The organism is Paenisporosarcina sp. P4_D4, from assembly GCF_056401835.1.
This window is the reverse complement of the sequence record NZ_JBFUIO010000090.1, coordinates 1-9,109: the sequence shown is the minus strand read 5'-3', so window position 1 is coordinate 9,109 and position 9,109 is coordinate 1. Positions and strand designations below refer to the sequence as shown.

At 37.3% G+C, this 9,109-nt stretch carries 8 protein-coding genes and 1 pseudogene; 1 reads left to right on the top strand and 8 read right to left on the bottom strand.

The genetic code is table 11. The features are described from left to right. Positions 1-89: 89 nt before the first annotated feature. The 5 genes from cbpB to AC1DSL_RS14225 all read right to left on the bottom strand — a co-directional run bounded on the left by cbpB (position 90) and on the right by AC1DSL_RS14225 (position 5,456). Complete coding sequence (cbpB, locus tag AC1DSL_RS14245; RefSeq protein ID WP_016427862.1) at positions 90-533, bottom strand: cyclic-di-AMP-binding protein CbpB; 444 nt, start codon at positions 531-533, stop codon at positions 90-92. Between the two features lie 118 nt (positions 534-651). Continuing rightward, a complete protein-coding gene (locus AC1DSL_RS14240; protein WP_477532665.1) occupies positions 652-891 on the bottom strand; it encodes a hypothetical protein in 240 nt (79 codons plus the stop codon). Between the two features lie 59 nt (positions 892-950). Continuing rightward, complete coding sequence (gene fadH / locus AC1DSL_RS14235; protein WP_477532664.1) at positions 951-1,721, bottom strand: 2,4-dienoyl-CoA reductase; 771 nt, start codon at positions 1,719-1,721, stop codon at positions 951-953. Between the two features lie 92 nt (positions 1,722-1,813). Beyond that, a complete protein-coding gene (locus AC1DSL_RS14230) occupies positions 1,814-3,913 on the bottom strand; it encodes an RNA degradosome polyphosphate kinase (RefSeq protein WP_477532663.1) in 2,100 nt (699 codons plus the stop codon). Continuing rightward, positions 3,906-5,456 (bottom strand): Ppx/GppA phosphatase family protein, encoded by a 1,551-nt coding sequence (locus AC1DSL_RS14225; RefSeq protein ID WP_477532662.1) that lies wholly within the window; start codon positions 5,454-5,456, stop codon positions 3,906-3,908. Before AC1DSL_RS14225 ends, AC1DSL_RS14230 begins: the two co-directional genes overlap by 8 nt. 146 nt (positions 5,457-5,602) lie before the next feature. Here AC1DSL_RS14225 and AC1DSL_RS14220 point away from each other — a divergent pair, with 146 nt between their 5' ends. Further along, a complete protein-coding gene (locus AC1DSL_RS14220; RefSeq protein ID WP_477532661.1) occupies positions 5,603-6,070 on the top strand; it encodes a YkyB family protein in 468 nt (155 codons plus the stop codon). A 61-nt stretch (positions 6,071-6,131) separates the two neighbouring features. Here AC1DSL_RS14220 and AC1DSL_RS14215 read toward each other — a convergent pair whose 3' ends face one another. From AC1DSL_RS14215 to AC1DSL_RS14205, 3 genes and pseudogenes are all read right to left on the bottom strand, one after another. Beyond that, on the bottom strand, positions 6,132-7,448 hold the full coding sequence (locus AC1DSL_RS14215) for an MFS transporter (RefSeq protein WP_477532660.1): 1,317 nt from the start codon (positions 7,446-7,448) through the stop codon (positions 6,132-6,134). A 25-nt stretch (positions 7,449-7,473) separates the two neighbouring features. After that, positions 7,474-8,346 carry an NAD(P)-dependent oxidoreductase gene (locus AC1DSL_RS14210; RefSeq protein ID WP_477532659.1) on the bottom strand — a complete coding sequence of 291 codons (873 nt, stop codon included), beginning with the start codon at positions 8,344-8,346 and terminating at the stop codon, positions 7,474-7,476. Positions 8,347-8,673: 327 nt separating this feature from the next. After that, positions 8,674-9,109: pseudogene (locus tag AC1DSL_RS14205) on the bottom strand (hypothetical protein); the annotation flags it as partial.

The following is a 9,109-nucleotide window of genomic DNA, read 5'->3' as shown; positions in this document are numbered from 1 at the left end:
GCTTTCATCAAATAGATATATTAACGTAAAAATTTTGTACAGACGAAAAAAGAAGACCTCCCATGGAGATCTTCTCTTATTTTTGCATATTACTGATTATTTTGATAGATATGTTTTTTCAATTGCTTCAATACAACTCGTCGAGTTAAAATACCTAAAAAAGTTTCTTCATCATCCACTACACATAAGAAAGGATGATTAATCAAAAGATCAAGTCCTTTTTTGAATTTTTCATTAATATGAATCGTTGGAACAGGTGATTGCATTACTTCATCCACTTTTATATCCGGTAAACGTTCGTATTCGATGTGATCAAGTCCCAAAATGGAATCTGTAATCATTTGTGTACTGACTAATCCTTTTAAACGGTACTTGAAATCTAAAACCGGTACGGATGAATAACCTGTTTTTGTTAATACTAATAAGGCATGTTCTGCACTATTTCCAACTTGCACATGTGCTACTTTTTCTGATGAGATGATGAATTCTTCGATTTGCATATCCAAAAAATCTCTGCTTGTAACCGAAATCATACACTTCTACTCCTTTATCTGCTCTACTTGCGAACAGCATACTACTCTTTTATCATATCATATTCTGGGAATGAACATAGATGTAAACGTTTTATCCATAATAAAACTTCTTCCCTGATTAAGCGGAAGAAGTCATGACGTAATACATGATAATAACGAAGACAAAAGCGCCCGCAGCGACAAATACCCAGAAAATTGGATTAAACGAAATGGGATTATCTTTTACTGATTGTGCAATTGGCGTATCATTCACTTGCTGCCGTCTACTTTCAAGCGTCATAACGCGCCACGTCCCGTACAAACCAATCAAACTTATGATGACGATAACGAATAGCAAAGGCCAAGTCCATATATCCATACTCATCCTACCCTTTCAATGAAGTAAAGTTAGTATGGGTCAAATCATGGATTTTAAGCTTAAAATGGAAACTTATTTAACCATTGACCTCCATCAAGCGTGATGATTTCTCCATTCATATACGAAGCTTTATCGGAAAGCATAAATGATGCAAGATCTGCAATTTCTTCTGGACGTCCGAGTCGGCCAAGTGGAACAGATTTGAGCGTACGTGCTGCAGCTTCTTCGGATTCCCAAAGTTTTTCAGCACCACCAGTTCGTTCTATTGGACCAGGTGCGATACCATTTACCCGAATTCCATATTGTGTACCCCATTCGACAGCTAATGTACGTGTCAATGACATGACTCCCGCTTTAGCTGCTGCAGAATGAGCAACACCAGCACCGGCATTCCACGCATATGTTGCCAGCATATTAAGAATGGCTCCTTTTTGCTCTTTCTCAATCCAATAGTTGCCAACTGCTTGCGAACAATAAAATGTTCCGTTCAAGACTATATCAATTACGGATTTCCAGCCGTTCGGTGAAAGCTTTTCTGCATGAACGATAAAATTGCCCGCAGCATTATTAACCAGTCCATCTATTTTCCCATATCTCTCGTCCGTATACTGAACCATCGCCTTCACATGTTCTGGTTCGCGCACGTCCATTTGAAAAATACCTACTCGAGTGGAATCATGTGAAATGGCTTTTTGAGCTGTTTCCAGACGCTCCATATCGCGTCCAGTAATGACAACGTTTGCACCTTCTTCTACGAAACGTTTAGCCATATAGAATCCCATACCACTAGAACCACCCGTAATAATTATGGTTTGATCTTTCAACAACATACTAGACACCCCTTTTTATTCTGAATATTCTTTCTTAATCCCAATTATGCCATTACTATCGTAGAAAAGTATATATGTTTTATTAAAATGCTTCATTCTATATCTTCCGAGATCCGATAGGCTAACTTTAAGAGCTCTTCCTGACTGTTCCAGACCGGTTCATCATTTTTCGGCAATCGGTGATGATACTCACCATATTGATCTTGCTCACGGGCCTTCGCTGTATCTTCCATTTGAAATAAAATAAGGTTCATAATCCGTTTTTTTATTGACTCTTCATAAACAGGAAAAAGAATCTCGACCCGTTTGATCATGTTTCTGGTCATCATATCCGCAGAAGATAGATAAACATGATTTTCACCATTATGATGAAACCAATAAATTCTCGAATGCTCCAGAAATCTGCCCACAATACTAATGACTCGGATATTTTCACTGATTCCCATAATCTGCGGACGCAAACAACAGATACCACGTACGATTAAATCAATTTTCACCCCTGAAATAGAAGCATCATACATTTTCATAATCAGGTCTTTGTCCGTCAATGAATTCATTTTTGCACGTATATAACCAATCCCGTTCTTTTTATGGAATTCAATTTCCTGTTCAATCAGCTTGATAAACTCATCGCGAATATCATATGGAGCCACAATCAAATGATGAAAATTCGGCTTTTCTGTGTAGCCACTTAAAAAATTAAAGAAATTAGTCGCATCAATACCAAATTTCTTTTCCGTTGTAATAATTCCCATATCCGTATAAATTTTTGCCGTTTGATCATTGTAATTTCCGGTACCTAAATGGACAAATCGTTCAATCCGTCCGTTTCGGCTACGTACAATCAATGTAATTTTTGAATGGGTCTTCAAATTATGCATTCCATAAATGACGAGGCAACCTGCCTGCTCCAGCTCTTTGGCCCAATGTACATTGTTTTCCTCATCAAATCTGGCTTTTAATTCAACTAATACCGTTACTTGTTTGCCATTTTCTGCTGCACGTTTCAGGGCATTTATCATAGGGGAATTACCGCTGACCCTATATAACGTCTGTTTAATCGCAAGGACATTGGGATCTTCCGCTGCCTCAGAAACAAAATCTAAAATGGGGGCAAATGATTCATAAGGATGATGGAAAAATAAGTCCTGGTGTAATGCTTTTTCAAATAGGTCTTCCTCAGATTCCAAATCGTATGGCGGTTGAGGAATAAAATTTTCAAATTCCAGATGTTCACGACCCTCTCTAATTTCTTTAATGAATGAAAAAAGAAAGGTTAAATCGATTGGGCAATCAATTTCATAAACATCATCTTTATGAATCTCTAGTTCATCTAATAAATATGCTAAAATTTCAGTGTTGATTTCATTTGACCGAACTTCCAAACGGCTTGCGGCTCCCCATTTCCTTTTCTTTAATTCCTTTTCTATTTCCACTAAAAGATCGCGCGCGCCTTCTTCATGAATTGTTAAATCTGCGTTTCGGGTCATACGAAATGTATTTACTGCTTTCACTTTATATCCATAAAACAATGTATCGATTTGATTGATAATCAAGTCTTCCAAGTAAATGTATGAATCACTTTTATCCTTTGAAGGGATTTTTATCATCCTGGCTAGAACAGATGGAACCTGCACGATTGCCACTTTTTTATGAATTTCTTCCCCTTTTTGTTCCAGCATGACAATGATGTTCATGGTTTTACTCAACAAGGTTGGAAATGGACGATATGCATCTACAGCAACAGGCGTGAGTACCGGGAAAACATGTTCTTCAAAAAAATGTTGAACGAAGATTTTTTGAGTTATAGATAACTCTGCAATCGATAAAACTTCCAMATTTTCTTTTTTCAAATTATTGATTAATTGCTGATAAAGTTCAGACTGTTTTTTTACAAGGGAATGCGTTTTCTGGGCAATTTTCTTTAGTTGCTCTTTAGGAGTCAGTCCTGCTTTGTTTTCAGGTTTTTGAAAACCCGCCCTTACCTGATCTTGAAGACCTGCGATACGTACCATAAAAAATTCGTCCAAATTCGAACTGAAAATCGCTAAAAACTTCAATCGTTCTGCTAAAGGATTATGTTCGTCCTCTGCTTCTTGTAAAACCCGATCATTGAAAGCAAGCCAGCTTAGTTCACGATTGTTATAGTAATCCGGTTGATCAATGTCTACCTTTGGATGATGTTCAGCCATGAATATGACCATCCTTTTCTACAAATTCCAGATCGATGTTGCATTTACATAATCGTTCAAGATGCTTCTTCTGTTTCCCTGCCTGATATTCTTCMGCCATTGCATTCCCATTGACATGAATTCTCATAATCAGTCCTTTGCTGGAAGACTCCATCAAAACTTTGTCTACCACCGAACGTTTTGAACCATTCAAACCATAAGCAAATTTTAATATTGCCCCCAAATCCCTTAAATGTTTTAGTTCTTCTTTCGTCAGCCATTTTTCAAATGGAACTGCATAACGCTTGAGCGTTTCTTTATTTTTGTAGGATGCTACCAAGGCCAATTTAATTCGATCTAAGTGCTCCAAACCATCAATCGAACGATTCGATAATATATAGAAGGTATGTTGACTTGCTGCATCTGCGTCAATGTATTCACCTAAATAAAATAACGCAGCCGCTCTTCTCAATAACATTAAACTTTCCTGCGATCGTTCAATCATTTGGTGACTCACGCAAGCTTCATAAATTTGTTCTACCAAAAATTGAAGATGCTCTGCCTCATGTTGATTCATTTCGAATTCTGCTGCTAGTGCCTCGCTGCTATGGGTAAAAACATCGTACTTGTTCAGAGCATCCGGATGTATTTGCAGCACCCGATTTAACATAATCCCTTCCCTCAGACCTTTGCGACTGAACACAAACTCCTCGGAATGGACAACTTTCATTAACGCTTTGAACACTTCAAGTGCCGGTAATATAATATCTGCCCTGTCACTCGACAACCCATCTATTTTATTTAGTTCATTAACCGATAAGTCACCTAATGTATCACTTAAAGTGTATAAATCATGCACTTTCATTTGATATTGATGAACATTAGAAATCGGATATTCCTTCCGTTGTTGATCGATTTGTGCGATGTTTCGTGCACTTCCCCCGATTGCGATAACGGGTAAACTCAGACCATTTAGCCAAGAAAGAGATCGGAATTGGGCTTCTGCAAACAAAGCTAGCTGTTCTCTTTCGACGGGCGTCAACTTCTCATCTTTCATGAATTGTTGCTGCAAGGAAACAACCCCAAAAGGAAAACTATGTGTCTTTTGCAATTTTTTATCTACAAAGTACGTAATCTCGGTGCTTCCACCTCCGATATCAATCGTTACGGCAGACTCAGTCGATACAGAATGAACAACAGCTAAAAAACCAAAATATGCCTCATCTTCTTCACTTAAGACATCGAGATCAAATCCGGTTTCTTTCTTCATACGTTCAACAATCTGTTGTTGATTGGTGGCTTGCCGAATAGCCGCAGTAGCTGTTGCAATAACATTATCGACATCATAGTCTTTAAGCATTTGTTTAAAAGATGTTAATACTTCCTTAAGAAGCAAAATGCCATCTTCAGACATTGACCCATCTGGTAGAATAAAAGTGCGTAAGCGTGCAACTGTTTTTATATTTTCAAATTCCCTAAGTCCTCTGATATCATCATAGGAATATATCACTAAACGAATTGTATTTGACCCGATATCTAAAATGGCTGTTTTCTTTTTTTCCATAATTTTATCACCTTTCCCATATTTTTTTGTTTTCAACTATACAGATTGGGAATGAATTGGTATGATAGTAGTTAATTGAATGCTCTGAATTTTTCTTGATTCTGGCTAATATTCTCAATTTTTCAAGATTTGAAGGGTGGGGTTTCATGAAACAAGATAGGACAGATGGACAACTGGCTTCCGCTATTTATTCAGTTAATCGTCATGCAAAAACTGCTACTGATAATAAATTTCTATATGAATTAAAAAGATTGACCATTGAAAAGATGATTGAAACCGGACGTGCTAAAAAATTGGGATTACACTTTGTGAAAAACCCTCGTTTTAGTCAACAACAATCTTCTGTCTTAGTTCAATGTGCTGATTACTACTTTCATTTATTACCCAAAAAAGAGGATTTTCAAAGCCTTCCACATTTGGGACATCTTGATGAGAATTATCGTAATCCACAAAGACGAATGAGTTTGAATCTTGCCAAACAGCTGTTAAGTGATTACACAGGCTTGCATCAAACGATAATAAAGAAAAAACCCACACATGCCTCCACCCCACTGTCTCGAAAACAACCAGTTAAGAAACGTACTTATACTTTTGGCAGCACTTATTTAGATTAATTTATTTTTAAAAAGCCGGAACCATTTTCATGGTTACCGGCTTTTTTTGTTCAGCAGTGTTTTAATCCACTGAAATGGTTGAATCATGCTTTAAGCGTAAATGAATGATTAAACCAATAATCGTCATCACAATTAAAGTAGACAAGGCAATGCGACTTGCAATTGTTCCATAATCCTGTAATTGATACGTAATGGTCCCATAAAGTGCAGGTCCAATAATAGAAGACACTTTTCCAGAAAAAGCAAACAATCCAAAGAATTGGCCTCGCTTATCTTCAGGAGTCAGTTCAATTATGAGTGTACGCGACGTTACCCACATGGAACCAAGTGAAACTCCGAACATACTTCCTGCAATCCAGAACATCCATTGCTCGACTGCAAAAACAGCAACAATGAGGGATACAATCATTAATACAGCAACAATTGTCACCCCATTTTTTGCTCCTATCCTCTTTGTAATGTATCCAAATACAAAAGACCCAATAACAGTGGAAATAGTTGAAATAAGATATAAAATAATGAATTGTCCAGAAGAAAAACCGACTATGACAGTTGCATAAATGGCCATCATAGCAATAGTGGTTGAGATGGCATCATTTATAAAGAAATACGCAATCATAAAAGTGAAAACTGATTTATGGGATTTCATATCTTTGAACGTATTTATTATTACTTTATAGCCATCAAAAAATGAACCTTTGACTCTTTGATTTTTAKGAATCGGTATATCCTTGTTTATGAAAAATAATGGCAGACTGAATAGTAAATATAAAATAGCGGTTGGAATGAATGCTTTATGAAACTCACCATCACTGACAAGAAGATACACAAGTAATCCGACAATCGTTCCAATATAACCGACAGCCACTCCAAATCCAGAAATTAATGGCATTTCTTCTTTAGTCCCCAAATCACTCATCATCGAATCATAAAAGACAAGACTGGAGTTGAAAAAGAATTTAGCTATAACGAAACTTATGACCACCAATGCATAGGACATTGGCACGCCCCACATTAATGAATTCGATTCAAGCCCCCCGAATACCCCCATCATGAAAGTTGCTAGGATGGAAATAGAAGCGAACCAGACGATGAATCGTTTTTTGTATCCAGTTCGGTCAATCCATACGCCAAACAAAGGTGTAAACATGACCAAGAAAAAACTGGCGACAGCATTTGCATATGATACAAACGTACTGGCAACTTGCTGTTTAGCTATACTTGTGCCAATTACATCATCTGTGTAAAAAGGAAAGAATACCGTGTTGATATTAGACGAGAATATCGTATTGGCAAAATCATAAAAAGCCCAGGACAAAATCGGTAACGTTAAATAAAGAGCTATCGGACTCCTTGGAGTCGTTTGTTGTTGGCTCACTCTCAGCACCCCGTTATAATCTATTCTATTTTTTGTAAGCCTTTATTAAACTCTGTGTTCCTTCATTTTCAAATCCTTGATCAGCTAAAGATTGATACATGGCATACGTCATTTCTAAACCAGGTAACTTCAGGTTCATTTTTTTCGATTCATCGAGTGCAATGCCCATATCTTTGATAAAGTGTTTCATATAAAACCCGGCTTCAAAATCATCTTTCAGCATGCGCGGTGCAAGATTAGTCAAAGACCATGAACCTGCTGCTCCTTTTGTAATAGACTGCAAGACCATTTCTGGATCGAGCTTCGCTTCCTTGGCATAAGTGATTGCTTCACATGCTGCAATCATGGAAGAGGCAATGGCAATTTGATTAGCCATTTTTGTATGCTGACCAGCGCCCGCTTTCCCTTGATAAATGATATGCTCACCAAATAACTCAAATATCGGAAACAGCTTATCGAAAACTTCTTTGTCGCCTCCTACCATAATTGATAACTTGCCTGATTTTGCACCAACATCCCCACCTGAGACCGGGGCATCAAGTGAACTCATGCCCAGTGACTGGGACTTATTATAAAGGTCAATCGCAAGTGTCGGTGTTGATGTTGTCAAATCGACTACAACCAATCCGTCTTTTCCGTTTTCAAAGATTCCTGTTGCGCTATTATAAACTTCTGCTACGTCTGATGGATAACCGACCATAGTGAAAATAATATCCACTTGGGATGCAACTTCACCTGGAGACTGTGCCCACTTTGCACCCAAATCAAGTAAATCTTCCGCTTTTTCTTTCGTACGTGTATAAATGGTGACTTGATGGCCACCTGTCAGTAGATGCTTAACAATACTTTTACCCATTACTCCTGTGCCTACAAAACCGATATGTGCTTTTTCAATCATTATATGTAACCTCCAAGTTGGAAAATTTCTGTAATTGACTATAAGTTTATCAAAGTTCCTTGATTTAAGCATCGAAACATTTTGAAATAATGAACTATTTTTCGACTTCGATCTTCCTCACTAAATAGAGAATTGTATCGTACCTGAATCTTTAATAATTTTAGTGGGTTTAGTGGATGGGAAAAAAGCTTATTCGAAGAATTCTTATTAGGTAAGTTTGGAAGACAAAAAAAGTAGGACACATTCCTTTCGGAAATGTGTCCTATAAAAAGGGGGAAATGAGAATGTTGCTGTGTTCAAATATACTTTCCCCCAAAATTTAAAAAGTTAAACCTCATTTTTAAAATATTTTTTCGAAAGATGATTTAATTCTTCAATAAACCATTTACCATCATGTTCATTCATCAACCCTTTACTATAACGGACGACATCGTAAACGTCATAGAAGCGTTCAGAGACGTGCCATCCTTCTCTGATGAACCATTCCCGTATTGTTTCGTTGTGATTGCGTGTATAACCATGTGAGCTTGCATCCAATTCATAAACTCGGTATGCGTCTCGCACTACATTGGTCTCCATTGAATAACTCCATGACATATCCTTCTGTTCGCTTACTTGCATGGTGTTGCTTTGAGTTCTTTCGTATTCCACTTGATTTTCTTTAAGTTCTACAAATTCCGCTCTATTTTTAGCTAAGCGCCATACAATAATAATCAATATGATTAAAATAATACTACCCAGAATAGCCACCCAAGGTATATCC

Excerpts from the sequence above, each read along its gene's own strand:
- cbpB (WP_016427862.1), bottom strand. The coding sequence starts at position 533 with ATGATTTCGGTTACAAGCAGAGATTTTTTGGATATGCAAATCGAAGAA.
- AC1DSL_RS14240 (WP_477532665.1), bottom strand. The coding sequence starts at position 891 with ATGGATATATGGACTTGGCCTTTGCTATTCGTTATCGTCATCATAAGT.
- fadH (WP_477532664.1), bottom strand. The coding sequence starts at position 1,721 with ATGTTGTTGAAAGATCAAACCATAATTATTACGGGTGGTTCTAGTGGT.
- AC1DSL_RS14220 (WP_477532661.1), top strand. The coding sequence starts at position 5,603 with ATGAAACAAGATAGGACAGATGGACAACTGGCTTCCGCTATTTATTCA.
- AC1DSL_RS14210 (WP_477532659.1), bottom strand. The coding sequence starts at position 8,346 with ATGATTGAAAAAGCACATATCGGTTTTGTAGGCACAGGAGTAATGGGT.